The sequence below is a fragment of the Streptomyces fructofermentans genome (assembly GCF_014651055.1).
In the GTDB taxonomy this organism is placed as follows: domain Bacteria; phylum Actinomycetota; class Actinomycetes; order Streptomycetales; family Streptomycetaceae; genus Streptomyces; species Streptomyces fructofermentans.
In genome coordinates this window covers 62,151-86,638 of sequence record NZ_BMWD01000027.1, presented here as the reverse complement: position 1 = coordinate 86,638, position 24,488 = coordinate 62,151, and the positions used below count along the sequence as shown (strand labels likewise).

Sequence of the window (24,488 nt, the reverse complement as noted above, 5' to 3'; positions counted from 1 at the left end):
GTCCGTGTTCAACTCGTGGGAGACCTGGGGAGATCGTGCTCCCCCTCGGAACTCCCCGCGCCGAACGAGTGGACGGTCGTCGATCTGTACGTTTCGCCCGGTCGGAGCACGGTCGACGGAAAGCCGGGCCGGTTGGGCGAGTCGGGGAAGTGCTGGGTCTCCAGGCACAGTGCGTCACCGGCGCGGTACGCGTGGCCGCCGGGCCCCACGAGGGTGCCGTCGAGGCCGTTGCCGCCGTACACCTGGAGTCCGGGTTCCGTGGTCGAGAGCCTCAGCGTGCGCCCCGAGACCGGGTCCCGCAGGGTCGCCACGTGCTCGGGCCGCCCGGTGGCCCCCTTGTCGAGGACCAGGTTGTGGTCGATGCCCCCGGCGTGCCGGAGCTGGGGGTCCGGGTGCCGCAGTGCCTCGCCGAAGGTCCGCGGCGTTCGGAAGTCGAAGGCGGTTCCCACGACGCCGGCCTGCTCTCCGGTGGGGACGAGGCCGGGGCCGACCGGTGTGTAGCGGGACGCGGCCACCGTCAGTTCGTGCCCGTGGACCGAGCCCGAGGACTCGCCCGCGAGGTTCCAGTACACGTGGTGGGTGAGGTTCACGACCGTGGGCCGGTCGGTGGTCGCCTCGTAGTCGATGCGCCACTCGCCGTCCGCGGTGAGGGTGTAGGCGACCCGCACCGCCAGCGCGCCCGGGTAGCCCATCTCGCCGTCGGCACTGGTGCGGCGCAGCACCAGGCCCCTGTCCGGGCCCGCCGTGAACTCCTCCACGTCCCACACCCGGCGGTCGAAGCCCGCGGGGCCGCCGTGCAGGCTGTTCCCGCCGTCGTTCACGGGGAGCCGGTACTCCTCGCCGTCCAGCGTGAAGCGGCCCCCGGCGACGCGGTTGCCGTAGCGGCCGATCAGGGCGCCGAAGTACGGGCTCGACGTCTCGTAGCCGGCGAGCGAGGCGAATCCGAGCGACACGTCGGCGTACCGTCCGTGCCGGTCGGGCAGTTCCAGCGACTGCACGATCCCGCCGTACGACAGGACCTTCAGCCGGACGCCGCCGTTCTCCAGCGACCAGCGGTGGACCGTCGTTCCGTCGGCGAGTTCGCCGAACACTTCCTTCACCGGATTCCCGTCCTCCATGGCGCGGATCGTTCCTGTCTGGCGCAGCGGAAAGGGGCCCCGCGGGCGGCAAGCCCGCGAGGCCCCTCCGGTCGTGCTAAGAACCGACCTTGCGCTTGTTCCACACGTCGAAGCCGACGGCCGCGAGCAGCACCAGGCCCTTGATGACCTGCTGCCAGTCGCTGCCGACCCCGACGAGGTTCATGCCGTTGTTGAGCACACCGAGGACGACACCACCGATGATCGCGCCGAGGACCGTGCCCACGCCGCCGCTCATGGACGCGCCGCCGATGAACGACGCGGCGATCGCCTCCAGTTCGAAGTTCACACCGGCCTTGGGCGAGGCCGCGTTGAAGCGGGCCGCGAAGACCAGGCCGGCCAGCGCGGCCAGCATGCCCATGTTGAGGAAGACCAGGAAGGTGACCTTCTTGTCCCGCACACCGGACAGCTTCGCCGCGGGCAGGTTGCCGCCGATGGCGTACACGTGGCGGCCGATGACGGCGTTGCGCATCACATAGCCGAAGCCGACGACGAGGACGCCGAGGATGAGCAGCACCACCGGGGCGCCCTTGTAGCTGGCGAGCATCATCGTCACGGTGAGGACCGCGGCGACCAGGGCGACGAGCTTCAGCAGGAACAGCTTGGTGGGGGCCACCTCGAGGGCGAACTCCTGCTGCCGCCTGCGGTCACGGACCTCCTGGAGCACCACGAAGGCGATCACGGCGAAGCCGAGGAGCAGCGTGAGGTTGTGGTAGTTGGTGTCCGGGCCGACCTCGGGGAGGAAGCCGTTGGAGACCTTCTGCAGCCCCTCCGGGAACGGGCCGAGCGTCTGGCCCTCCAGGAAGATCTCCGTCAGGCCGCGGAACGTCAGCATGCCGGCGAGTGTGACGATGAAGGACGGTATGCCGAGATACGCGATGAAGAAGCCCTGTACGGCTCCCGCGACGGCGCCCAGGACCAGGCACAGGACCACGGCCAGCGGCCAGGCCATCTTGTGCTCGACCATCAGCACCGCGGCCACCGCGCCCACGAACGCGGTGAGCGAGCCGACCGACAGGTCGATGTGGCCCGCGATGATGACGAGCATCATGCCGATCGCGAGGATCAGGATGTAGCTGTTCTGCAGCACCAGGTTGGAGACGTTGCGCGGCAGCAGCAGGTCGCCGTCCGTCCACACCGCGAACAGCACCACGATCAGGCCGAGAGCGATCAGCATGCCGTACTGCCGCATGTTGCGGCTCATGCCGTCCAGCATCAGCTTCAGCAGGCTGTCGCCGCCGGCCGAGTCGCCCTTGCCGGCGGGTGCCGGCGCCGGGGACTTGGCTGTCACATTCGTGCTCATCGCTCTTACCTCTTGTCCTTCGTCATCTGGCGCATCAGCACTTCCTGCGTGGCCTCGGCCCGCGGGACCTCACCGGTCAACCGTCCGGCGGCCATCGTGTAGATGCGGTCGCACATTCCGAGCAGTTCCGGCAGCTCGGAGGAGATGAAGACGACCGCCTTGCCCTCGGCGGCCAGTTTGTCGATGACCGTGTAGATCTCGTACTTGGCGCCCACGTCGATGCCGCGGGTCGGCTCGTCGAGGATCAGCACGTCAGGACCGGCGAAGATCCACTTGCTGAGGACGACCTTCTGCTGGTTGCCGCCCGACAGCTTGCCCACCGGCTCGAAGACGGTCGGCGCCTTGATGTTCATCGACTTGCGGAAGCCCTCGGCCACCTGGCGCTCGCCGTGCTCGTCGACGACCCCGCGCCTGGCGACCTTGCCGAGGGCGCTGAGCGAGATGTTGCGGTTGATGGTGTCGATGAGGTTGAGGCCGTAGTGCTTGCGGTCCTCGGTGACGTACGCGATGCCGTGCTTGACCGCCTCGGGCACGGTCTTCGTACGGATCTCCACGCCGTCCTTGAGGACCGTGCCGCCCGCGTAGCGGCCGTAGGTGCGCCCGAACACGCTCATCGCGAGTTCGGTGCGCCCGGCGCCCATCAGGCCGGCGATGCCGACGATCTCCCCGCGGCGCACGGTGATCGACACGTCGTCGACCACCTTGCGCTGCTGGTCGATCGGGTGGTGGACGGTCCAGTTGCGGACCTCCAGGGCGGGCGCCGCGCCCACCTCCGGGTGGTGCGGGGTCCGCTCGGGGAAGCGGTGGTCGAGGTCGCGCCCCACCATGCCGCTGATGATCCGGTCCTCGGTGGTCCCGGCCGCCTTCACGTCGAGGGTCTCGATGGACCGCCCGTCGCGCAGGATGGTGACCGAGTCCGCGACCCGCTCGATCTCGTTGAGCTTGTGCGAGATGATGATCGAGGTGATGCCCTGGTCCTTGAGACCCAGGATGAGGTCGAGCAGTTTGCCGCTGTCCTCGTCGTTCAGAGCCGCCGTCGGCTCGTCGAGGATCAGCAGCTTCACCTTCTTCGACAGCGCCTTCGCGATCTCGACGAGCTGCTGCTTGCCCACGCCGATGTCGGCGACCCGGGTGTCCGGGTGCTCGTTCAGGCCGACCCGCCGCAGCAGTTCGGTCGCGTGCCTGAGCGTCTCGCTCCAGCTGATGAACCCGCGCGTCGCGTGCTCGTTGCCGAGGAAGATGTTCTCCGCGATGGAGAGGTAGGGCACCAGGGCGAGCTCCTGGTGGATGATCACAATGCCGTGCTGCTCGCTCGCCCTGATGTCCTTGAACCGGCAGTGGCCGCCCTCGAAGAGGATCTCGCCCTCGTAGGTTCCGTGCGGGTGGACGCCGGAAAGGACCTTCATGAGGGTCGACTTCCCGGCACCGTTCTCACCGCAGATGGCGTGGACCTCGCCCGGACGGACGCTCAGTGAGACGTCCGACAGCGCCTTGACGCCGGGAAAGGTCTTGACGATCGAGCGCATTTCCAGGACGGGTCCCGCCATGGTCGTGCCTTCCAATCTTCAGGAAACGACGGTTACTTGAGGTCGCTTTCCTTGATGTAGCCGGAGTCGACGACAACTTCCTTGTAGTTGGCCTTGTCGACGTTGACCGGGTCGAGCAGGAACGCCGGGACGACCTTCGCGCCGTTGTCGTACGTCTTGGTGTCGTTGGTCTCCGGCTTCTTGTCGTTGAGCACGGCGTCGACCATCTTGGAGGCCACGTCCGCGAGCTGGCGGGTGTCCTTGTAGACGGTCTGCGTCTGCTCGCCGGCGATGATCGACTTCACCGAGGCGACCTCGGCGTCCTGGCCGGTGACGATCGGCAGCGGCTTGCTCTTGGAGCCGTAGTCGTCCGACTTGAGCGCCGAGAGGATGCCGATGGAGATGCCGTCGTACGGCGAGAGGACGGCGTCGACGCGGGCCTTCGAGTACGTCGAGGTCAGCAGGTCGTCCATGCGCTTCTGGGCGGTGCCGCCGTCCCAGCGCAGGGTGGTGACCTGGTTGAGCTGCGTCTGGCCGGACTTGACGACGAGCTGCTTCTTGTCGATGTACGGCTGGAGCACGTTCATCGCGCCCTGGAAGAAGTACTTCGTGTTGTTGTCGTCGTTGGAGCCCGCGAACAGCTCGACGTTGAACGGGCCCTTCTTGGAGCCGTCCTTCAGGCCGAGCTTCTCGACGATGTAGCCGCCCTGGAGCTCGCCGACCTTCTCGTTGTCGAACGAGGCGTAGTAGTCGACGTTCTTGGAGCCGAGGATGAGCCGGTCGTAGGAGATGACCGGGATGTCGGCGTCGGCCGCCTGCTGGAGAACGTTGTCGAGCGACTTGTTGTCGATCGCCGCGACGATCAGGGCGGACACGCCCTGCGTGATCATGTTCTCGATCTGCGAGACCTGGGTGTCCGGGTCGTCCTCGCCGTAGACCAGCTTGGTCTTGTAGCCGGCCGCCTTCAGGTTCTTCTCGACGTTGGCGCCGTCGAAGATCCATCGCTCGGAGGACTTCGTCGGCATCGCGATGCCGACCGTCGAGCCCTTGGTGTCTCCCTTGCCCTTCTCGCTGCCTCCCTCGCTGTCCTGCCCGCAGGCGGAGAGGGTCAGGGCCAGAGAGGCGGCCGCGGCTATGGCGGTGAGCGCTGAGGTGCGGATGCGCATGATCATCTTCCTTGATGTTCGAGCGTGGCTCGGTCCGGTCGGTGGAGAGGCGGTGCGAAGAAAGACCGAGAGGAGGTGTGTGGGATTGTGTTCGACCCCGTCGTCTTTTGTGAAGGGGGTTGTTCGGAACGTTATGTGGGAATACTGAATCGCCTTAGTACGCCCGGGAGTCGGGAGCCCAGAGGTGCCATGTCGCCGTCCGCCCCGTGACGTGCGAGCAGGTCCAGGGCGAGCCTCCCGCGCCGCACCCGCTCCTTGGCGGTGGCCAGGGTCAGCTCGCGCATGTGGTGACCGTAGGGATAGATCCCGGGAGCCTTGGCCAGGCCGAACTTGAGGTACAGCGGCGCGCCGCGGCGGATCAGCTCCGCGACCTCGTACATGCGCACGTAGCCGCCGAGATCGTCGGGGGCCTCTATGTACATGTCCATGGGTGCCGCGCTGACCCTGCGGATCTCCGTGAGGTGATCGAGGGTCAGGTCGCTGGGCACGTTGACGGAGTCCCCGCCGAGTTGCTCGTACACCGCGTACGCGGCCGGGTTCACGGGGCCGACCAGCGCGGAGACCTTGAACGTGGTGTCCGCCGGAATGATCCCGGCGACGCGGGCCCTGTGCAGGGTCCACAGCACGCCCTCGTCCGCCACGAGCAGGCACCTTACGCCCAACTCCGTTGCACGGACGGCGTCTTCGACACATCCGGCCACCGCGTCGTGCCCCCGGGCGCGCACGCCGGCGCCGCCCGAGTCGGTACGCGTCGAGCCGCCGATGTCCCACGTGCCGCGCGGACCCGTGAAGAGGCAGAGCTCGATGTCGCGCTCGTTCGTGGCGTCGACCATCTCGGTGATCTCGGCGTCGGTCAGCATCCAGACACCGCTGCCCTGACTGATCCGGTGGATCGGCACGTCCAGCCGCGACGCCTCCTTGAGGACCACGGCCAGTGCCTCCGGCCCCTCGCACGAGGGGATCTCGGTACGCCAGCGGCCGCCCCCGGGGAACGTGTGCGGTGAGGCGTCGGCGGGATCGAGGGCGGGCGCGCCCAGGCCGAGCGCGGCGAGCGCCTGCTCGCCGGGCCGACGGGCCGCCTTGGAAGCGTCGGTCACAAGCTGTCCTTAGCTGGGAAGAGATCCACGTTCGACGTGTCGGACATGGTTCGTGACGGTGGATGTACGCCGGTACGAAGCGTCAGGTCCCCGTACCGGCGTACGCATCGGGGGGTGGCCGCGCGCCGGGGCGCTAGGGCCGGAGCAGCACCTTGCCGACCTTCGGATCGCCGGACCCCACGAGCTCGATCGCGTGGGCGAACTCGCCCAGCGGCAGCTCGTGCGTGACCAGCGGAAGCGGATCGAGGAGCCCGGCGCCGAACACCCGCACCGTGTGTGCCCAGGCCTCCGGGGGCGCCCCGAAGACGGTGTGCACCTCCAGTTGCCGCACGACCAGGTCGGTGGGGTCCAGGCCCTCGGCGCCCGGAGCGGGGATGCCGGTCAGGACGAGGCGTCCGCCACGCCTGAGCAGGGAGGCTGCGGTGCGCGCGGCGGACGCCGACCCGGCGGTCTCGATCACCACGTCGAAATCGTCGGGCAGTTCCTGGTCCCGGGTCCGGAAGTCGGAGGCGCCGAACTCCCGCGAGAGCGTCTCGCGGTCCGGTCGCGTGCCGACCACCAGCAGCTCCGAGGGCGAACCGGCCCGCAGGAACTGCACGGCGAACATGCCGAGCGTCCCGGTCCCGACGACGGCCACCCGCTCGCCGGGGCGCGCGTTCGCCTTGAGCGCCGCCGCCGCGATGCAGGCCGCCGGCTCCAGCAGGGCGGCCGCCGTCAGATCGGCGTCGTCCGGCAGTACGTGCAGCAGCCGCGCGGGCAGCGTCAGGGTGGCCGCCATGGCGCCGGGCCGTGTGAAGCCCGTCTCCTCGTAGCCGGCCGTGCACAGCGTCGTCTCGCCCGCGTGGCAGCGGTCGCACACCTGGCAGTTGCGGAAGCCCTCGCCCACCACCTTGCGCCCCACGAGGCCCTCGGGGACCCCGCCGCCGACCGCCTCGACGGTGCCGGACCACTCGTGCCCCGGAGTCAGCGGGTACCGCACGTAACCCTCGGGCCGGGTGCCCTGGTAGAGCTCGCGGTCACTGCCGCAGATGCCGCTCGCGTGGACCCGTACGAGGGCCTCGCCCGCGGCCGGCGCGGTGGGCTCGTGGGGGGCCAGCCGGTGGACGCCCGGCCCCTCGATGACGACCTCGCTGCTCACTCCGACCCCTTCGGCCTGCGCTGCTCCCAGCCGTCCGCCCACAGGTCGAAACGGGCCTGCTGCTGCGGGAATTCGGCCGCGGCGTCCGTGTCCAGCTCGACCCCGAGACCGGGCTCGTGCGACAGCTCGAAGTAGCCGTCGACGACCTGCGGCGCGCCCTTCACGACCTTCTTGATGTCCGCGTCCGCGAAGTCGTTGAAGTGTTCCAGGATCTTGAAGTTCGGCGAGGTGAAGCCGACTTGGAGGCTCGCCGCGGTCAGCACCGGGCCGCCCACGTTGTGCGGGGCGACCAGCATGTAGTGCGTCTCGGCGGTCGCGGCCAGCTTGCGGGTCTCCCAGATGCCGCCCAGGTGGCCGACGTCCGGCTGGATGATGTCGACGGCCTGGCTCTCGAAGAGCTCGCGGAACTCGACGCGGTCGTGGATGCGTTCGCCGGTCGCGACGGGGATGTCCACCTTCGCGGCCACCTTCTCCAGCGCCTTGAGGTTCTCCGGCGGCACCGGCTCCTCCAGCCACGCCGGCTTGAAGGGGGCGAGGTCGCGGGCCAGCCGGATCGCCGTCGCCGGCGAGAACCGGCCGTGCATCTCCAGCATCAGTTCGGTGTCGGGGCCGATGGCGTCCCGGACGGCCTCGATCAGCGACACCGCGTACAGGGACTTCTCGTGGTCGAGCTCGAAGTGCCCCGTCCCGAACGGGTCGATCTTCAGCGCCTTGTAGCCGCGCGCGACGACCGCCCTGGCGGCCTCGTGGTACGCCTCCGGAGTGCGCTCCGTGGTGTACCAGCCGTTCGCGTACGCCTTCACCCGGTCGGTGACCCTGCCGCCCAGGAGCTGCCAGACCGGCACCCCGAGGGCCTTGCCCTTGATGTCCCAGCACGCCATCTCGATCACGGCGATGCCGGACATCACGATCTCGCCGGCGCGCCCGTAGTCGCCGTACTTCATGCGGCGGAAGAGGTCCTCGACAGCGAACGGGTCGGAGCCGAGAATGTGGTTGGCCTCGGCCTCCCGCAGATAGCCGATCAGCGCGTCGGTGTGGCCCAGCATGCGGGTCTCGCCGACTCCGGTGATCCCCTCGTCGGTGTGCACCTGGACATAGGTCAGGTTGCGCCACGGCGTCCCGACCACGTGTGTGCTGATTCCGGTGATGCGCACGGAAATTGCCCCTTGTGCTCTTCGACTCTGTTCGAAATTTCGTCACACGTTCGAAATGCTGGCGTGACAGTAAGGATTCCGCGGCAGAAGTGTCAATGGGTCGAACGCACAACGGTTTCGACGCGATGGCGAGGGATGGCCGCGAATGGTCCGTCCTGTCCTCGAACGGCCTTACTGGAACGGGGGGTTCCCTACACAACCTTCACAGCACCGCCCAAGAACGCCCCCTGTGAGGAATCTAGTCTTCCGGCGTCATGGACTACTGCCACGCGTGCCAACGGCACCTCAATGGAGCCCTGGCCTGTCCGGGGTGCGGCACATCGGCCGAATCGTGCCGCGCGTACGCGGACTCGCTGGCCGACCGCCTTCCCGCCGCCGAGCGGGACGAGCGCGACGACCTCGCCGAGGGCGGTGAACCGGTGGACGGCGGCGGGCGCGGCTCGCGCCGGCGCGCCGGCCGGGACGCCAGGGCGGGCCGGCGCGACCGGCGTGCCGTGCAGGTCCGGCGCCGCAGGCGCGCGGTGCTCGTCGGCGCGGGACTGCTGCTCGTGGCGGGCGGCCTGAGTCTGGCCGGATTCGGCATGGACTCCCGCTCGCCCGGTCCGGGATCGGCCGCCGCGGACGACACGCCGGGCCGGTCCTCCGCCTCGCCGGACGGCTCGTCCTCCGGCGACGGTACGGGGGCCTCCGGCGCGGGCGGCGCGAAGTCGCCCGAGGCTTCGGCGTCCCCTTCGGCCTCGAAGTCGAAGAAGCCCGACGGGAAGAAGGGCGAGGGCGAGGACGCGGCCGGCGACGAGTCCGCGGCCCCGTCCGTCACGGCCCGCCCGACGACCGCGCCGCCGCCCGCGGACCCGCAGGTCCCGGACGACACCCCGACCGACGAGCCGGACGCCCCGGACCCCGCCCCCACGACGAAACCCCCCACCCCGACCCCCACGACAAGCTGCACCCGCTTCCTCTGGTGGTGCACCTGACCCCGAGGCCCACGGCAAGCTTGCCCGCCCACCCCGAACCCGGAGGGCGCCCGCGTCCCCGAGGGTCACGGCGAGCTTGCCCGCCCACCCCGAACCCGGGGAGGGCGTCCGCGCCCCGACAGGGGCGCGGGGAACGGCGCGAGTAACCCGAAGCGGCCCGCACGGCGCAAACCCGGGTCAAGCCCGCGTCCCTGAAGCCCAAGGCGACCTTGCCGGCCCACCCCGGACCCGGAGGGCGCCCACGCCCCCGAGGTCACGGCGAGCTTGCCCGCCCACCCCGGACACGGAAGGCGCCCACGCCCCCGAGGGTCACGGCGAGCTTGCCCGCCCACCCCGGACCAGGGGAGGGCGTCAGCGCCCCGACAGGGGCGCGGGGAACGGCGCGAGCAACCAGAAGCGGCCCGCACGGCGCAAACCCGGCCCAAGCCCGCGTCCCTGAAGCCCAAGGCGACCTTGCCCGCCCGCCCCGGACCCGGAAGGCGCCCGCGTCCCCGAGGGTCACGGCGAGCTTGCCCGCCCACCCCGGACCCGGAGGGCGCCCGCGTCGCACAGGGGCGCGGGGAACGGCGCGAGCACCCCCACGAACCCGCACCCGGACACCCCCGAACCCCGAACCCACGCCCCCACCCCGCCCGGCCCCCCGCCTAAGGGGAAAGCATCCGCGTCAACAACCCCCGCAACACCACCCGCTCCTCCCGGGACAACCCGGCGAGCGGTTCCCGCGCGAACCGCAGGGACTCCCGCAGGCTGCGGGCGACCCGCAACCCCTCCGCCGTCGCCGCCGCGAGCTTCACCCGCCGGTCCGCGGGGTCGGGCCGCCGCTCCACCAGCCCCCGCGCCTCCAGCCGGTCCACGATCCCGGTGACGTTCGACGGCTCGCACTTGAGCTTCTGGGCGAGCCGCCGCATCGGCAGCGGCTCCAGGGACAGGAGGCTCAGCAGCCGTGCCTGCGCGCCCGTGAGCGCGTGCTCGGACGCGGCGTCCTCGTACTCCTCGTGATAGCGGGCCACGACCGTGCCGATCAGGTCGACGACCTCGAGGGTCAATGGGTCGATCGGGGGTGTCTTGTGCGTGGCCATGCCGTTCAGGCTACCCGGTTACTTGACATCATGAAATATTCAGGAGCATGGTTGTTTCAGTTACTGAAGTATTAGAGCCGCAGCATCAGGAAGGGCGCCCCCCCATGACCGAGACCCCCGAGCTCCCCGCCACCTCCCGTGAATGGCACCTCGCCTCCCGGCCCGTCGGCTGGCCGAAGGCGGAGGACTTCGCCCTGGTCGAGGCCGAGGTGCGGCAGCCCGGCCCCGGCCAGGTCCTCGTGCGCAACGACTACGTGTCCGTGGACCCGTACATGCGCGGACGCATGAGCGCCGCGAAGTCGTACGTCGCCCCCTTCGAGCTGGGCAAGGTCATGCAGGGCGGCGCGGTCGGCGAGGTCGTCGCCTCCAACGCCGAGGGCATCGCGGTCGGCGACCACGTCCTGCACTTCCTCGGCTGGCGCGAGTACGCCGTGGTGGACGCCGCGCAGGCCGTCAAGGTCGACCCCGAGGCCGCGCCGCTGAGCACGTACCTCGGCGTACTGGGCATGACCGGCCTCACCGCCTACGCGGGCCTCCTGCGCACCGCCTCCTTCAAGGAGGGCGACTCCGTCTTCGTCTCGGGCGCCGCCGGCGCGGTGGGCAGCCAGGTCGGCCAGATCGCCCGGCTCAAGGGCGCGTCGCGGGTCGTCGGCTCCGCCGGGTCCGACGAGAAGGTGAAGCTGCTCGTCGAGGAGTACGGCTTCGACGCGGCCTTCAACTACAAGAACGGCCCCGTGGGCGAGCAGCTCCGCGAGGCGGCGCCGGACGGCATCGACGTGTACTTCGACAACGTCGGCGGCGACCACCTGGAGGCCGCGATCGGGCGCCTCAACCGCGACGGCCGCATCGCCGTCTGCGGCATGATCTCGGTCTACAACAACACCGAGGCCGCCCCCGGTCCGCGGAACCTCGCCCGCCTGATCCAGACCCGCGGCCGCATCCAGGGCTTCCTCGTCGGCGACCACTACGACCTCCAGCCGCAGTTCGTGGACGAGGTCGGCGGCTGGGTCCGCTCGGGCGAGCTCAAGTACGGCGAGACCGTGGTCGAGGGCATCGAGAACAACCTGGAGGCGTTCTTCGGGGTGCTGCGCGGCGACAACATCGGGAAGATGATCGTCAAGCTCTGACGGTCTTCCCGGCATTTCCGCCATGCGGTAACTTCCTTCCGAAGCTGTCGCGATCGTGGGCGCGAGTCGCGGCGGACCGAGGAGGAACCCACTCAATGTCCAGCTCCGCAATCCGACGCTCCGACGTCCTGTACACCGCCGTCGCCACCGCGGAGAACGGCCGTGACGGCCGGGTCGCCACCGAGGACGGCACGCTCGACCTCGTGGTCAACCCGCCGAAGGAGATGGGCGGCAGCGGCTCCGGCACCAATCCGGAGCAGCTGTTCGCCGCCGGGTACAGCGCCTGCTTCCAGGGCGCCCTCGCCGTCGTGGCCCGCCAGGAGAAGGCGGACGTCACCGGCTCGACCGTCACCGCGAGGGTCGGCATCGGGAGGAACGACGACGGGTTCGGGATCATCGTCGAGATCTCCGCCGTGATCCCGAACGTCGACGCGGCCACCGGCCGCGCCCTGCTCGAGAAGGCCCACCGGGTGTGCCCGTACTCCAAGGCCACCAGGGGCAACATCACGGTCACGCTCGGCTGACCGCCGTGCACGCGGGGGCCGCGTCCCACGTCCGGGACGCGGCCCCCGCGCGTGCCCGCCGGTCAGGGCCGGGCGAGTGCCGCGTCGTGCACGGCGAGCACCAGGCGCTGGTTCTCCGGTGCCGCGCCGCCCGGGAAGGCGATGCGGCGCCTCGTGTAGCCGTAGGCCAGGGCGGCCCGGGGGTCCGCGAAGGCCTGCGAACCGCCGGCACCGCTGTGGCCGAACGACCCGGCGCCCAGGAACGGGTGCCACATGTCCGCCGTCGCCTGGAAGCCGAGGCCGTACGCCTTGTGGGCGCGGGCGATCAGGTCGTGGCCGACGGAGTGGATCCGCCCGACCTCCGCGATCGTGTCCGGCTTCAGCAGCGGCTCACGGCCGTCCCCCCGGCCGATCGCTGCCGCGTACATCCCGGCGAGCCCGCGCGCGGAGGCGACGCCGCCCGCCGACGCGGGCCCCTTGGCCCGCACGGCACGGGAGTTGGGCAGCTCGACGAGTGAAGCGGCCCCCGGCGCGTGCTCGTTGAACGCGATGGCCGCCAGCGTGTGCGGCCCCCGGGGCGTGGCGTCCAGCAGTGCCTGTTCCGGGGGAGTGGGCGCCATCGGCAGCACCGAGCGGTAGCGGGGCTCCTCGGACTCGGGCAGCCCGAGGTGGAAGCCGAGCCCGTACGGGGCGCGCACCCGCTCCTCGTACAGCTCCTGGAGCGTTCGGCCCGTGGCCCGCCGTACGACCTCGCCCGTCAGCGCGCCGATCACCAGGGCGTGGTAGCCGAACGCCGCCCCGGGCCGCCAGAACGGCCGCTGGGTGGCGAGCCGCTCGGCGACGACCCGGTCGTCGGCCAGCTCGTCGAACGTGAAGCCCTCGTCCGTGCCGATCACGCCCGCCCGGTGCGCCAGCAGCTCCCGAAGGGTCACCGCGCCCTTGCCCTCTGCGGCGAACTCCGGCCAGTAGTGCGCCACTTCGCGGTCCAGCTCCAGGGTGCCGTCCTGCACGAGCAGGGCGACGACCAGATGGGCGGCCCCCTTGGTGGAGGAGAAGACACCGAACAGCGTGTCGCCGTCGGTGTCCGCCCCGGCCCACAGATCGACGACCCGCCGCCCCCGTACGTACGCGCTCAACTGGCCCGCGTAATCGGGGCGTTCGGCGGCGACGACGGCCGCGAACTCCTCGCGCACCGCCTCGAAGCCTTCGGCGACGGTGCCGTGGATCTCCTGTGCCATGCGTGCTCTCCTCGATCTCGCCGGGTGCGCCGGTCCCTCAGGTCACTGTCAACAAGGCGCGTGCCACCTGTGGGAATTCCCCCTTCGGATGGTCGCGGAAGAGCGGCTCCGTGCCGAACAGGACGACGCGCGGGCCGCTGACGACGGCCGCCCGGCCCGCCGCCTGCCCGGGACCCCCGCCGCCGTCCTCCAGGGCGCGCCAGTGGCCGGACACGAGGGGGTTCCCGCTCGCGTACGACTGCTCCGCGCGGACTCCGGGGCCGAGGTCCGCGAACCACAGCGGTGCGTAGACGAAGCTGTGGTCCGGCGCCCCGGCGGCGACCCCGCCGGGTGAATTCACCACCCGCACGACACCGTTGGCGTCGCCGTTGCCCTCCACGGCCCGGACCGGGAGCAGCCCCGAGGCGGCGTTGAGGGCCGCTCCGGCGGCCCCGCGGCCCACCAGCCCCCCGCGGGCCAGGAAGGCGTCCAGGGAGGCGCCTGCGGCCGCGCCGAGCCCCGTACGGTCCAGGCCGGCCGACGCGAACAGCACGTCCGCCCGCGACCAGTCGAAGCCCGCGTTGAGGACCGCGGTCGAGACGGGCACCACCTCGAAGTTCATCTCGCGCAGCGCGAGCAGCTCGCCGGGCGTCGCGGCGGCGGCGACCCGCACCCGGCGCAGCGGGGTGCCGCCCGTCGCCCGGGTCGCGTCGAAGGCCACGTCGTACGTCCGCGCCAGGTCCACCGCCCTCGCACGGGCCGAGGCGGGCACCAGGGCGCTGCCGTCGGCCGCCAGGGTCACCCGGACGCCGTCCCGCAGAAGGGAGTTGAGGGCGGCGACCGCGCGGGGGTCGTCCAACCGCAACCGCAGGGCGCCGCGGGCCGCCACCCGGCCGACGGGCGCCGCCGCCCGCACCGCGCGGTCCGGCACGGAGAGCCGGCCCGTCCGCACCGGGTCCACGGTCGCACCCCACAGCCTGCCGAGGCTCCAGCCCGAGATGTCGTACATCACCGACACGTCGCCGCTGATGTCCCGGCCGTCGGCGAGCAGCACGTTGGCCATACCGCGCTTGGGCTGGTGCAGGTCGACGACGTACGACCCCTTCTCGTACGCCCTCCCGCCCGTCCTGAAGTCCTCCGTCGCGCGCCGGACCCGGACGTCGTTGGCGAGCAGGTGCCCGACGAGCCGGGCGGCCGCCTGCTCCGAACGCTGCGCCCGACCCGCCGGAATGACGTACCCCCGCGGGAAGTCCGTGGTGTACACGTCCTCGGGGCCGATGCCCGGCACGCCCGGCACCGTCTCCGGCGATACCTCGACCTGCGCCGCGCCCGTCACGCTCCGGCGGAACACCTCGGTCTGGTCGGCGATCAGCGAGGTCCGGTGCGAGCGCGCGTAGTCGAGGCTCGCGCGCATCGCCGCGCCCGCGACGGCGACGTTGATCGCCGACCGGCGGCGCAGCTCGGCGACCGGCAGGGTCTCGTACGCGGAGTTGTTCACCTGCATCGGGAACTCGACCGTGTGCGCCGCGACCGTGCCGTGGAACGGCATGTACTGGGGGGTGAAGATCGGCGGCCAGTCGTCCCAGCCCTCCGCCTGGTCCCGGAACGGGATCTGCGCGGGCTCCACCCCGTCCTTCGCGGGTGTGAGGCCGAGTCCGTCGACCGCGGCCTCCATGCCCAGCGCGTTGGCGTAGGTGTTCTTCAGGAAGAGGTCGTACTCGTAGTTCTCGCCGTGCGGGGGAGTCGCCGGCTCGATGAGCGTGCCGTTCACGTACCCGTGCAGGTCGACCATGAGCGCGGGCTGCTTGTCGATCGCGATCCGGCGCATCGCCCGCACCTCGGGCTGGGACGCGGTGACGAAGTCGCGGTTCAGGTCGAAGCCGCCCGCGTTGGCGCGGGTGCCGGCGATGCGGCCGTCCGGGTTCGCCGTGATGTTGAAGTACACCCGGCTGCGGGCGAGGAGGTCGGAGGTGGCCCGGTCCCGGGCCGTGGCGAGCTCCTCGATCAGCCCGAGGGAGGCGTCGGTGCCCTCCCACTCGTTCCCGTGGATGTTGTTGTTGAAGAAGACGGGGGTCTTGTACGAGCGCCTGACGCCGGGGTCCCCGGCAGCCGCCGCGGGCTCGTTCTCGATGAGGTCCCGCATCCGCTCCTGGGCGCGCGCCCCCGCCGCGGACTCGGGTGCCGTGACGGTCACCAGGTACAGGCGGTGGCCGCCGGCGGAACGGCCGACGACCTCGACGCTCACCCGGTCGCCCAGCCTCTGGAGGGCGTTCAGCCTCGGGGCGATGCCGTGGTAGGGCGTGAGTCCGAGCTTGATCGACTTGTCGGCCGGGTTCTCCGGATCGGGGCTGAGGACCTGCTCGCGGGGGTAGCCGCGGGTGCCGCCCTTCGGTCCCGCGTCCGGGGCCTTCAGCGCGCGGTCCGACGCGCTCAGGGGAGCCAGGGCGGCGGCGTCGGGCAGCGCGGAGCCCTCGCGGACCGGCGGGCGCGGGGTCGGATCGGCGACGGCGCCCTCCGGCGCCAGTAACAGGGCGGCCGCCGCGGTGGCGGTGGCCGCGGCCGTCAGAACGGGTCTCGGCAGGCGCACGAGTACCTCCGGTGGGGGGTGTCCGGCATCGGTACGCGAGGTCTATCGGCTGCGTCCCCCGCCAACAAGAGGGCGTTTCCGCCCCACCCTTCCCGGCCGTACGGCAGCGCACGCGCGGGGACCGGCCCGGACGGACCCCGCTGTCCGCGACGAAGTAGGCTGCGGGACATGCATGACCTCCGCTTGGGATTCGCCTACTTGGCACGCGGCCAGCGCTGGGTGGCCCGCCACAGGAAGCAGTTCGGCTTCGGCCTGGTCCCCGGCCTCATCACCCTCGTGCTGTACCTCGCGGCCCTGACCTCCCTGGCCCTGTGGGGCACGGACTTCACCGCCTGGGCCACCCCGTTCGCCGACGACTGGTCCACCCCCTGGCAGGGCCTGTTCCGCGGCTTCCTCACGGCCGTCCTCCTCGCCCTCGCGCTCCTCCTCGCCGTCCTCACCTTCACCGCCGTCACCCTCCTCCTCGGCCAGCCCTTCTACGAGAACCTCTCGGAGAAGGTGGACCGGGACGTCTCCCCGGACGGCACGGCCCCCGAGTCCGGCCTGCCGCTGTGGCGGGAACTGCTGGTCTCGGCCCGCGACAGCCTGCGCGTCCTGGCCAGGGCCCTGGTGTGGGCCGTGCTGCTCTTCGCGCTCGGCTTCGTCCCGTTCGTCGGACAGACCGTCGTCCCGGTGGTCGGCTTCTTCGTCACCGGCTACTTCCTCACCGAGGAACTCACCGCGGTCGCGCTCCAGCGCCGGGGGGTGGAACTCCGCGAGCGACTCTCCCTGCTCCGCTCCCGCCGGACGATGATCTGGGGCTTCGGCACCCCGCTGGGCCTCGCCTTCCTCGTCCCCTTCGTCGCCGTCCTCCTGATGCCGGGCGCGGTCGCGGGCGCCACCCTGATGGCCCGCGACCTGCTCGGCGAGGAGATCCGCGAGGACCGGGCCGACGGCGCGGGCCACGGCAAGACCCTGGACGGCCGGCCCGCGGACACCGGCAGCGTCAGCCGCTGACGTCCGCCGCCCGGCCCGGCCGCCGGGTTCGGCCCCCGGCCTCATCCACCGTTGTCCGCCGCGACCGTCAGGATCGACCGGACCTGCGCGATGATGTCCAGCCGGTTCCGCACGAACTCGGCGTCGGTGACGGCCCCGGTCGCCGGATCGGTGTTGCCGGTGCCGAACTGGAGCACCGGTGTGTGGACATGGCCGCCGGGAAGCGACGAGGTCCTGCCCAGCCGGTCCCGCAGCAGCGTCGCCCGGTAGGCGATCTCGTTGGAGAGGTAGTTGCCGCCGCCGCCCGCCCGCGCGGTCGAGCCGGCGGTCGGACCCCCGGGGCGTACGACGGGTTCGGTGCCGCCCGCCGGGATCTCGGTCACCGACGTGTTGTCGTACACGGGGAAGCGGCCCGTGTCCGCTGCCACGATCTGCGCGTACGGCAGCGTCGTCGAGGTCCACTGCGGCTGCGTGGCCGGGTCCGCGACCGGGACCGTCTCCGTGCGGGAGACGTTCTCGTTGTCCGGGAAGCCGCCCCGCCAGGCCCCGTTGGTGCGCTCCACGTCGAATCGGCCCACCCGCCCCTGGCTGACCGTCGTGAACAGGTCCACACGGGGCAGGTGCGGGCGCAGGGTCCGCTCCACGGTGCCGTCGGCGAAGTCCTGCCAGCGGACCGGGAAGAGGGCGGTCTCCACCCGCGCCGGCCCGTCGGCCGTCTCGATCACGGTGCCGTCGAGCGCGAGGGCGGTCGCGCCGGAGGGATTCGAGATCCGCACGTCCCGGTCCAGGGTGAACGGGTCGAAACCGGTCACCAGGATGCGCTTGACGCCCCGGGCGTGCGGATAGCGGATGGTGTCCTGCCCGCGCGAGGTCCGCTCCAGCGCCGCGAGCAGGGCGGTGCGTTGGGCCTCGGACAGGCCGAACGACGGCTCCCACGCGCGTACTTCGCGTGTCATGGCGAGCCGGGCCCAGTACAGCGGGCGGTCGTCGTCCCGGCTGAGGTCGCCGCCGGCGGGCCCGCGCCCCTGCGCCCGGTCGACCGCCCGCCGCCACAGCCGGGCCCCCTCCCGCTCGACCACGTGCCGGGCCCGCGCGTAGGAGCGCGCCGAGCCCAGTTCCCGTACGAACCGCGGTGCGGCCGTGTCGAATCCGGAGCGGGCCAGGATCTCCCGGGGTGCCGCCCGGTCGAGCCGCTGCTCCTCGGCGGTGGGAGCGGCCCCGCCGCTCTCCGCCGCGAGAGAGGGCGGGGCGGTGAGTCCCGCCAGCAGGGCGAGGCCGAGCGTGCCGAGGAGAACGCGTATGTGTGCCAAGGGAGTTCAGGTCCTTCCGTCGCGAGTGGGGGTTCGTCGTCGGACGGCCGCATTATGCGGTGACGGGCGGGGCGTGCGCCATGGCGCGTGGCTCCCGGTGCCCTTGGGACGGGTGACCCGGCACGGACAGCGGGCAGCGGGTCGGCCCGCGCGGCCCACGCGGACCGCGCACGTCCGCGCACGGGCCGCGGCTCCTGCCGCGCCCGGGTTCCCGCCGCGCCTCAGTTCCCGCCGGGGGACGGCTCCTCGCCGAGCAGGGTGAGGAAGTCCCGGAACGCTTCGGGCATGTCCACCGACTCCGGTGCGAGCAGCCACTGGTACTGCAGCCCGTCCATCACCGCGACCAGCAGCGGGGCCGCCCGCTCCGGGGTGAGCCCGCTCGGCAGCCGCTCGCCGTACTCGGCCCGCAGCACCTGCGCCATGCTCGCGCGTACGGTGGCGTAGCGCTCGGTGAAGAACGCTCGCGCGGGATGCCCCTCCGTGACGCTCTCGCCGAGCAGCGCCGAGAAGGTCTGCACGATGGCGGGCCGCATCGCGTTGTACTCGACGAGCTGCCCGAGCAGGTCGAGCCGCCAGCCGCCGCCCGGCACCGCGTCCCACTGGTCGCGTTCGGCGAGGACGGCGACGAGCAGCGCCTCCTTGGTCGGGAAGTGGTGCAGCAGGCCCTGCTGGGTGAGGCCGACCCGCTCGGCGACCGCGGCGAGGCTCGCCCCCCGGTAACCGCGTTCGGCGATCACCTCCAGGGCCGCGCGGAGGATCTCCGCGCGCCGCTCCGCCGTCCTGGCCGACCTCGTCGTCATGGGATCACGGTACGACAGCGGCGGGGCCGCCCGACGGTCGTACGTAACAGCAACATAACGAAACCTACCGGTCGACAGGTGCGGGATGGAGGATGGAGGGCCGGAACGCACTTCGACGAGGAGGCACCGCCATGGCGGGAACCCCTGCCCGGACCCCCGGCACCCCGGCCGACCGTGCGCGCGAGGCGGTGGTCGAGGCCGCCCTCGCGCGGCTCGGCCTGGACGACAAGGCGCGACTGCTCGCCGGACAGGACATGTGGTCCCTGCCCGCGCTGCCCGGGATCGGCCTGCGCTCGCTGGTCATGTCCGACGGCCCGATCGGGGTACGCGGCGTCCGCTGGACCTCCGACGACCCGTCCGTGGCCCTGCCGTCACCGACCGCCCTCGCCGCCACCTGGGACCCGGACCTGGCCCGCCGAGCCGGCCGCGTCCTCGCCCAGGAGGCCCGGCGCAAGGGCGTCCACGTGCTGCTCGCCCCCACCGTCAACCTGCACCGCTCCCCGCTCGGCGGCCGCCACTTCGAGGCCTACAGCGAGGACCCGTACCTCACCGGGCTGATCGGCTCCGCGTACGTGACCGGGGTGCAGGAGGGCGGCGTCGGCACCACCGTCAAGCACTTCGTCGCCAACGACGCCGAGACGGACCGCTTCACGGTGAACAACACGGTGTCCGAGCGGGCCCTGCGCGAGCTGTACCTCGCCCCCTTCGAGGCCATCGTCGAGAACGCCCGCCCCTGGGGCGTCATGACGGCCTACAACGCGGTCAACGGCACCACGATGACCGAGCACGGCCACCTCGTGAACGACGTGCTGCGCGGCGAATGGGGCTTCGACGGCGTCAACGTCTCCGACTGGACGGCCGCCCGCTCGACCGTCGCCGCCCTGGAGGGCGGCCTGGACATCGCGATGCCCGGCCCGGGAACGGTGTACGGGGAGGCGCTCGCCGCCGCCGTCCGCGCGGGCCTGGTGGCCGAGGCCGGGGTCGACGACGCCGTGCGCAACGTCCTGCGGCTCGCCGCCCGCGTCGGCGTCCTGGACGGCGCCGAACCCGTCGTCGCCGAACCGCCCGCGCCCGCCGACGGAGAGGCGCTGGCCCGGGAGATCGCCCGCCGGGCCTTCGTGCTCGTCCGCAACGAGGGCGCGCTGCCGCTCGCCGCGGGACGCCGGGTCGCCCTCATCGGCGCCGCTGCCCGCGACGCGCGCGTGCTCGGCGGCGGCTCCGCCACGGTCTTCCCCACCCGCGTGGTCTCCCCCCTCGACGGGCTCACCGCCGCCCTGCCCGAAGGCGCCCTGACGTACGCGGTCGGCGCCGACCCGAACGAGGAACTCGCCGCCGCCGGAAGGGGGTTCGCGCTCGAAGCCGTGTGCCGCGACGCTGCCGGCACCGTCCTGGGCACCGGCTCGGCGCCCGGCGGCCACCTTCAGTGGACGGGCGAGGACCTGCCGGAGGGCGTCATGCACGAGAACCTCCACAGCGTCGAACTGGCCGGCACCTTCAGGCCGCGCGAGAGCGGGCTGCACACCTTCGGCGTCAAGGGCCTGGGGCGGTTCACCCTCACCGTCGACGGGACCACCCACTTCGACGGCGTCCAACGCGCCGAGAAGGACGGCCCGTTCGTCTCGTTCTTCGGCGCGCCCGTCGAGCGCGCGGCGGTGCGGCTCACCGCCGGCGACACCTACCGGGTCGCCCTGCGCCACGTCGTCGCGGCGCCCGCGGACGCCCCCGTACGGCTCATCGGCTTCACGCTCGCCCACCAGGAGCCCCGGCGCGACCCCGACGAACTGATCGCCGAAGCCGTCCGCGCGGCCCGTGCCGCCGACACCGCGGTCGTCGTCGTCGCCACCACCGAACGCGTCGAGTCCGAGGGCTACGACCGCGCCGACCTGAGGCTCCCCGGCCGCCAGGACGACCTCGTCCGCGCGGTCGCGGCCGCCAACCCGAACACCGTCGTGGTCGTCAACTCCGGGTCCCCGGTGGAACTCCCGTGGCGCGACGAGGTCGCCGCGGTGCTCCTCGGCTGGTTCCCGGGCCAGGAGGGCGGCGCCGCCCTCGCCGACATGCTCGTCGGCGCGCACGAGCCCGGCGGCCGGCTGCCCACCACCTGGGGGTCCCTCGACGACGCCCCGGTCGTCCGGGTCACGCCCACCGACGGCCGACTCGACTACGACGAGGGCGTGTTCATCGGCTACCCCGCCTGGGAGAAGGCGGGCAGGACACCCTCGTACGCCTTCGGGCACGGACTCGGGTACACCGACTGGACCTACGACTCGATCGAGGTCACCGGCACCACCGTCACGGTGCGCGTCACCAACTCCGGGGAGCGCGCGGGCCGCGAGGTCGTCCAGGTCTACCTCGCGCCGGCCGAACCCGACGCGTCCCGCCCGGCCCGCAGGCTGGCCGGCTTCGCCACCGTGGAGGCCGGACCCGGCGGGAGCGCCGAGGCCGTCCTCGAACTCCCGCGCCGGGCCTTCGAGACCTGGGACGGACGGACCGGCTCGTGGACGTTCCTGAAGGGCGCCTACGAGGTCCTCGCCGGCCGTTCCGTGGCGGACTGCCGGCTCACCGCGCCCCTCACGGCGTAGCCGCGGACGGGCTCACCGGCCCGGGGCCCTGCGGGTGGAGAACCCGTACACGGTCGCGGACCGGAACACCTCGCCCGGCCGGAGTTCCGTACGGGGGAACTCCGGCCGGTTGGGGGAGTCGGGGAAGTGCTGGGTCTCCAGCGCGACTCCCTCCCCCGGGGCGAACGGGAGCGAGGCGTCGAAGTGGTCCGCCGTGTAGACCTGGAGACCGGGCTCGGTGGTCGCCACGGTCAGCACCCGACCGGACCCCGGGGCGTACAGCTCGGCGACCTCCACGGCCGAGTCCGTCGGACCCTTGTCCAGCACGAAGTTGTGGTCGTACCCGGACGCCACCGCGCGCCCCTCGCGCAGGTCGAACCGCGTCCCCTCCACGTCCTCGAACGACCCGGTGGGAATCAGGTCCGCGTCCACGGGGGTCAACCGCGAGGCGGCCAGGCGCAGTTCGTGGCCGCCCGTGCCGCCGGGCCCGCGCAGGTTCCAGTACGCGTGGTTCGTCAGGTTCACCACGGTCGGCGCGTCCGTCACCGCCTCGTAGGCGATCCGCAGCGCGCCCGACTCCTCCAGCGTGTACTCCGCCGAGACCGTGAGACGGCCCGGGAAGCCCTCCTCGCCGTCCGGGCTCACCCGGGACAGCCGCACCCCGTGCCCGACCGGCTCCGCGTCCCACACCCGCTTGTCGAAGCCGAGCCCGCCGCCGTGCAGCGAGTTGGGCCCGTCGTTCGGAGCCAGGTCGTACCGCCGACCGTCCAGCGTGAACCCGGAGCCCCCGATCCGGTTCGCGTACCGCCCGACCAGCGCGCCGAAGTACGGCCCCGGATGCGCGAGGTAGCCCGCCAGGCCGGGGAAGCCGAGGACCACGTTCCCGGTCCTGCCGTCCCGGTCGGGGACCTCGACCGACTGCACCACGCCGCCGTACGTCAGGACCCGCACCCGGGTCCCGCCGCGCTCCAGCGTCCAGCGGTGGACCGGAGAGCCGTCGGGCAGGGTGCCGAAGAGTTCGCTGTGCATGATCCAAAGCCTACGGGCTGTCCCGTTGCCCCCGCCGGGGCGGGCGGCACGGCCCCGCCCCGGCGACGTCCGTGTCCGCGTCGCCCGTCCGGCACCGGCCCGCGCCGGCCAGGAGGGAGGCCCGCCCGTCAGGAGGGGGGTCTGCGCGCCGTCACCACCCCGTACGCCAGCTCCGCGAGCCGCGCCTGGCCGTTCTTGCTCGGATGGAACCAGTCCCAGGGACTCAACTGCCTTTCTCCGAAACGGAATTCGAAGACCGCCCCGCCGTCGAAGCGGCACCGCCGGTCCCGCGCGCACACCTCCTCCAGCACCTTGTTGTACGCCACCACCCGGTCCCGCACGGTGTCGCGGCGCAGCACCGCCGCCGCGTCCACGGCGTCCGCGTCGGCGAGCATCGACGGGCAGATGCCCAGCTTCCAGATCTCCTTGCCCAACCGGTTCGTCCGGCCCTGCGACCACAGCCGCTTCAGATCCGGCACGCTCGACACGTAGACCTGCGTCCGCGGCAGCGCGTCGCGCAGGGTGTCCATCGCGTCCTGGAACTGCTCGCGGAAGTCCGCCACCGGGGTCATCGCGGTCGTCGTCCTGCGGCAGGCGTCGTTCGCGCCGGCCATCACCGTGACCAGTTCGGGCTCCCGCAGCGCGGCCCGCGCCATCTGCGCGGGCACGTCGGCCATCCGGGCGCCGGTCGCCGCGTAGTTCCAGCTCGACGCCGGGGCCCGCGCCGCGCCGAGGAGCCGTACCGCCAGACTGTTCACCTGCGCGTCGGTGCCGGTCGCCCACGACGCCTCGGGGCAGTCGGACAGCACCGAGCAGGCGTCGAAGCCGCGGGTGATGGAGTCGCCGACGGCTGCCAGCGAGCGCGGGCTGCGGTCCCAGGCCGGAGTGGGCCTCGGAGAGGGCTTCGCCCGCGCGGAGGTGCCCGTCGGCCCGGGGGAGTCGCCGCCTGTCGCGTCGCACCCGGCCAGCGCGGCGACGGCCAGCACGGCAGCCGCCGCGACCGCGGCGACACCCCGCGAACGGTGACCACGGTCGCGCATCCACGGCTCCCCTCGTTCGTCACATGACTGCGGCCCGTGACCGGGGGCGTCCCCCCGGGTGAAACCTCGGCGTTTCCGGGCACTGGGACCGACGGTACGTCACACTCCTTGCGCCGCCGCACGGTAGCCTCGCCACGTGGCCGCCCTGCCACTGACGTTTCGCCACATCAGCAAGATGCCCGCTCTGTCCGGAGGTCCCTGTGACGACACGTGGAGTTCTCTACGTGCACTCCGCGCCGCGCGCGTTGTGCCCGCACGTGGAATGGGCCGTCGCGGGCGTGCTCGGTACGCGAGTCAGCCTCGACTGGATCCGGCAGCCCGCCGCGCCGGGGACCTGGAGATCCGAGTTCTCCTGGAAGGGCGAGCCCGGCACCGCCTCCAAGCTCGCGTCCGCCCTGCGGGGCTGGCAGATGCTGCGCTTCGAGGTGACCGCCGAACCCTGCCCCACCGCCGAGGGCGAGCGCTACAGCTGCACTCCCGAACTGGGCATCTTCCACGCCGTGACGGGCATCCACGGCGACATCCTGATCCCCGAGGACCGGCTGCGCGCCGCGCTCCTGCGCTCCCAGCGCGGCGAGACGGTCCTGGAGTCCGAACTCACCAGGCTCCTCGGCAAGCCCTGGGACGACGAGCTGGAGCCCTTCCGGTACGCCGGCGAGGGCGCCCCCGTGCGCTGGCTCCACCAGGTGGTCTGACTCCGCCACGAGGCCGCGGGCACTCCCCGCGGCGGACGGCGGCGGCGAACGGCGTGTGGCCCGGCTCCTGC

General features: G+C 72.2%; 20 protein-coding genes. 6 read left to right on the top strand and 14 right to left on the bottom strand.

What is annotated here, in order from left to right:
* Positions 1-8: 8 nt before the first annotated feature.
* The 7 genes from IE265_RS30210 to IE265_RS30180 form a co-directional block, all read right to left on the bottom strand.
* The gene (locus IE265_RS30210; protein WP_190038911.1) at positions 9-1,118 is read right to left on the bottom strand and encodes an aldose epimerase family protein; all 1,110 of its coding nucleotides are present in this window, start codon (positions 1,116-1,118) and stop codon (positions 9-11) included.
* A gap of 76 nt (positions 1,119-1,194) precedes the next feature.
* A complete protein-coding gene (gene mmsB, locus IE265_RS30205; protein ID WP_190038910.1) occupies positions 1,195-2,439 on the bottom strand; it encodes a multiple monosaccharide ABC transporter permease in 1,245 nt (414 codons plus the stop codon).
* 5 nt (positions 2,440-2,444) lie between these two features.
* The gene (gene mmsA, locus IE265_RS30200; protein ID WP_190038909.1) at positions 2,445-3,986 is read right to left on the bottom strand and encodes a multiple monosaccharide ABC transporter ATP-binding protein; all 1,542 of its coding nucleotides are present in this window, start codon (positions 3,984-3,986) and stop codon (positions 2,445-2,447) included.
* 32 nt (positions 3,987-4,018) lie between these two features.
* Positions 4,019-5,131 carry a multiple monosaccharide ABC transporter substrate-binding protein gene (chvE, locus tag IE265_RS30195; RefSeq protein ID WP_190038908.1) on the bottom strand — a complete coding sequence of 371 codons (1,113 nt, stop codon included), beginning with the start codon at positions 5,129-5,131 and terminating at the stop codon, positions 4,019-4,021.
* A 131-nt stretch (positions 5,132-5,262) separates the two neighbouring features.
* Positions 5,263-6,228, bottom strand: a complete 966-nt coding sequence (locus IE265_RS30190) for a hypothetical protein (RefSeq protein ID WP_190038907.1) — start codon at positions 6,226-6,228, stop codon at positions 5,263-5,265.
* A 133-nt stretch (positions 6,229-6,361) separates the two neighbouring features.
* Positions 6,362-7,366: a zinc-dependent alcohol dehydrogenase gene (locus IE265_RS30185; RefSeq protein ID WP_190038906.1), complete on the bottom strand. Its 1,005-nt coding sequence runs from the start codon at positions 7,364-7,366 to the stop codon at positions 6,362-6,364.
* Complete coding sequence (locus IE265_RS30180; RefSeq protein ID WP_190038905.1) at positions 7,363-8,520, bottom strand: mandelate racemase/muconate lactonizing enzyme family protein; 1,158 nt, start codon at positions 8,518-8,520, stop codon at positions 7,363-7,365. Before IE265_RS30180 ends, IE265_RS30185 begins: the two co-directional genes overlap by 4 nt.
* 254 nt (positions 8,521-8,774) lie before the next feature.
* On the opposite strand from IE265_RS30180, the gene IE265_RS30175 reads away from it, so the two are divergent.
* On the top strand, positions 8,775-9,494 hold the full coding sequence (locus IE265_RS30175) for an SCO2400 family protein (RefSeq protein WP_229916718.1): 720 nt from the start codon (positions 8,775-8,777) through the stop codon (positions 9,492-9,494).
* Positions 9,495-10,138: 644 nt separating this feature from the next.
* Here the strand turns inward: IE265_RS30175 and IE265_RS30170 are convergent.
* Entirely contained in the window at positions 10,139-10,573 is a 435-nt protein-coding gene (locus IE265_RS30170) for a MarR family winged helix-turn-helix transcriptional regulator (RefSeq protein ID WP_190038904.1), read from the bottom strand.
* Between the two features lie 104 nt (positions 10,574-10,677).
* On the opposite strand from IE265_RS30170, the gene IE265_RS30165 reads away from it, so the two are divergent.
* Complete coding sequence (locus tag IE265_RS30165; protein ID WP_190038903.1) at positions 10,678-11,700, top strand: NADP-dependent oxidoreductase; 1,023 nt, start codon at positions 10,678-10,680, stop codon at positions 11,698-11,700.
* A 95-nt stretch (positions 11,701-11,795) separates the two neighbouring features.
* The gene (locus tag IE265_RS30160; RefSeq protein ID WP_190038902.1) at positions 11,796-12,224 is read left to right on the top strand and encodes an organic hydroperoxide resistance protein; all 429 of its coding nucleotides are present in this window, start codon (positions 11,796-11,798) and stop codon (positions 12,222-12,224) included.
* A 62-nt stretch (positions 12,225-12,286) separates the two neighbouring features.
* Here the strand turns inward: IE265_RS30160 and IE265_RS30155 are convergent, their stop codons facing one another.
* Both IE265_RS30155 and IE265_RS30150 read right to left on the bottom strand, forming a co-directional pair.
* Complete coding sequence (locus IE265_RS30155; RefSeq protein WP_190038901.1) at positions 12,287-13,441, bottom strand: serine hydrolase domain-containing protein; 1,155 nt, start codon at positions 13,439-13,441, stop codon at positions 12,287-12,289.
* Positions 13,442-13,478: 37 nt separating this feature from the next.
* Entirely contained in the window at positions 13,479-16,001 is a 2,523-nt protein-coding gene (locus IE265_RS30150) for a M14 family zinc carboxypeptidase (protein ID WP_373303063.1), read from the bottom strand.
* 174 nt (positions 16,002-16,175) lie between these two features.
* Between IE265_RS30150 and IE265_RS30145 the strand changes: the two genes are divergently transcribed.
* Complete coding sequence (locus IE265_RS30145) at positions 16,176-17,003, top strand: EI24 domain-containing protein (protein WP_190038899.1); 828 nt, start codon at positions 16,176-16,178, stop codon at positions 17,001-17,003.
* A 41-nt stretch (positions 17,004-17,044) separates the two neighbouring features.
* On the opposite strand, the gene IE265_RS30140 is transcribed toward IE265_RS30145, so the two are convergent.
* Both IE265_RS30140 and IE265_RS30135 read right to left on the bottom strand, forming a co-directional pair.
* Positions 17,045-18,292: a pyroglutamyl-peptidase I gene (locus IE265_RS30140; protein WP_190038898.1), complete on the bottom strand. Its 1,248-nt coding sequence runs from the start codon at positions 18,290-18,292 to the stop codon at positions 17,045-17,047.
* A 221-nt stretch (positions 18,293-18,513) separates the two neighbouring features.
* On the bottom strand, positions 18,514-19,110 hold the full coding sequence (locus tag IE265_RS30135) for a TetR/AcrR family transcriptional regulator (RefSeq protein WP_190038958.1): 597 nt from the start codon (positions 19,108-19,110) through the stop codon (positions 18,514-18,516).
* 113 nt (positions 19,111-19,223) lie between these two features.
* Here IE265_RS30135 and IE265_RS30130 point away from each other — a divergent pair, with 113 nt between their 5' ends.
* On the top strand, positions 19,224-21,674 hold the full coding sequence (locus IE265_RS30130) for a beta-glucosidase H (protein WP_190038897.1): 2,451 nt from the start codon (positions 19,224-19,226) through the stop codon (positions 21,672-21,674).
* A 12-nt stretch (positions 21,675-21,686) separates the two neighbouring features.
* Here IE265_RS30130 and IE265_RS30125 read toward each other — a convergent pair whose 3' ends face one another.
* Together IE265_RS30125 and IE265_RS30120 are read right to left on the bottom strand one after the other, a co-directional pair.
* Positions 21,687-22,682: an aldose epimerase family protein gene (locus IE265_RS30125; protein WP_190038896.1), complete on the bottom strand. Its 996-nt coding sequence runs from the start codon at positions 22,680-22,682 to the stop codon at positions 21,687-21,689.
* Between the two features lie 128 nt (positions 22,683-22,810).
* Complete coding sequence (locus IE265_RS30120; RefSeq protein ID WP_190038895.1) at positions 22,811-23,722, bottom strand: SGNH/GDSL hydrolase family protein; 912 nt, start codon at positions 23,720-23,722, stop codon at positions 22,811-22,813.
* Between the two features lie 200 nt (positions 23,723-23,922).
* Here IE265_RS30120 and IE265_RS30115 point away from each other — a divergent pair, with 200 nt between their 5' ends.
* Positions 23,923-24,417, top strand: coding sequence for a DUF3145 domain-containing protein (locus IE265_RS30115; RefSeq protein ID WP_190038894.1), 495 nt, complete (start codon positions 23,923-23,925; stop codon positions 24,415-24,417).
* Positions 24,418-24,488 lie beyond the last annotated feature (71 nt).

Bases quoted from the DNA above. Each gene is read 5' to 3' on its own strand.
- IE265_RS30175 (WP_229916718.1), top strand. From the start codon at position 8,775: ATGGACTACTGCCACGCGTGCCAACGGCACCTCAATGGAGCCCTGGCC.
- mmsA (WP_190038909.1), bottom strand. From the start codon at position 3,986: ATGGCGGGACCCGTCCTGGAAATGCGCTCGATCGTCAAGACCTTTCCC.
- IE265_RS30130 (WP_190038897.1), top strand. From the start codon at position 19,224: ATGGCGGGAACCCCTGCCCGGACCCCCGGCACCCCGGCCGACCGTGCG.
- chvE (WP_190038908.1), bottom strand. From the start codon at position 5,131: ATGCGCATCCGCACCTCAGCGCTCACCGCCATAGCCGCGGCCGCCTCT.
- mmsB (WP_190038910.1), bottom strand. From the start codon at position 2,439: ATGAGCACGAATGTGACAGCCAAGTCCCCGGCGCCGGCACCCGCCGGC.
- IE265_RS30165 (WP_190038903.1), top strand. From the start codon at position 10,678: ATGACCGAGACCCCCGAGCTCCCCGCCACCTCCCGTGAATGGCACCTC.
- IE265_RS30125 (WP_190038896.1), bottom strand. From the start codon at position 22,682: ATGCACAGCGAACTCTTCGGCACCCTGCCCGACGGCTCTCCGGTCCAC.
- IE265_RS30155 (WP_190038901.1), bottom strand. From the start codon at position 13,441: ATGGCACAGGAGATCCACGGCACCGTCGCCGAAGGCTTCGAGGCGGTG.
- IE265_RS30120 (WP_190038895.1), bottom strand. From the start codon at position 23,722: ATGCGCGACCGTGGTCACCGTTCGCGGGGTGTCGCCGCGGTCGCGGCG.
- IE265_RS30160 (WP_190038902.1), top strand. From the start codon at position 11,796: ATGTCCAGCTCCGCAATCCGACGCTCCGACGTCCTGTACACCGCCGTC.
- IE265_RS30170 (WP_190038904.1), bottom strand. From the start codon at position 10,573: ATGGCCACGCACAAGACACCCCCGATCGACCCATTGACCCTCGAGGTC.
- IE265_RS30145 (WP_190038899.1), top strand. From the start codon at position 16,176: ATGCATGACCTCCGCTTGGGATTCGCCTACTTGGCACGCGGCCAGCGC.
- IE265_RS30210 (WP_190038911.1), bottom strand. From the start codon at position 1,118: ATGGAGGACGGGAATCCGGTGAAGGAAGTGTTCGGCGAACTCGCCGAC.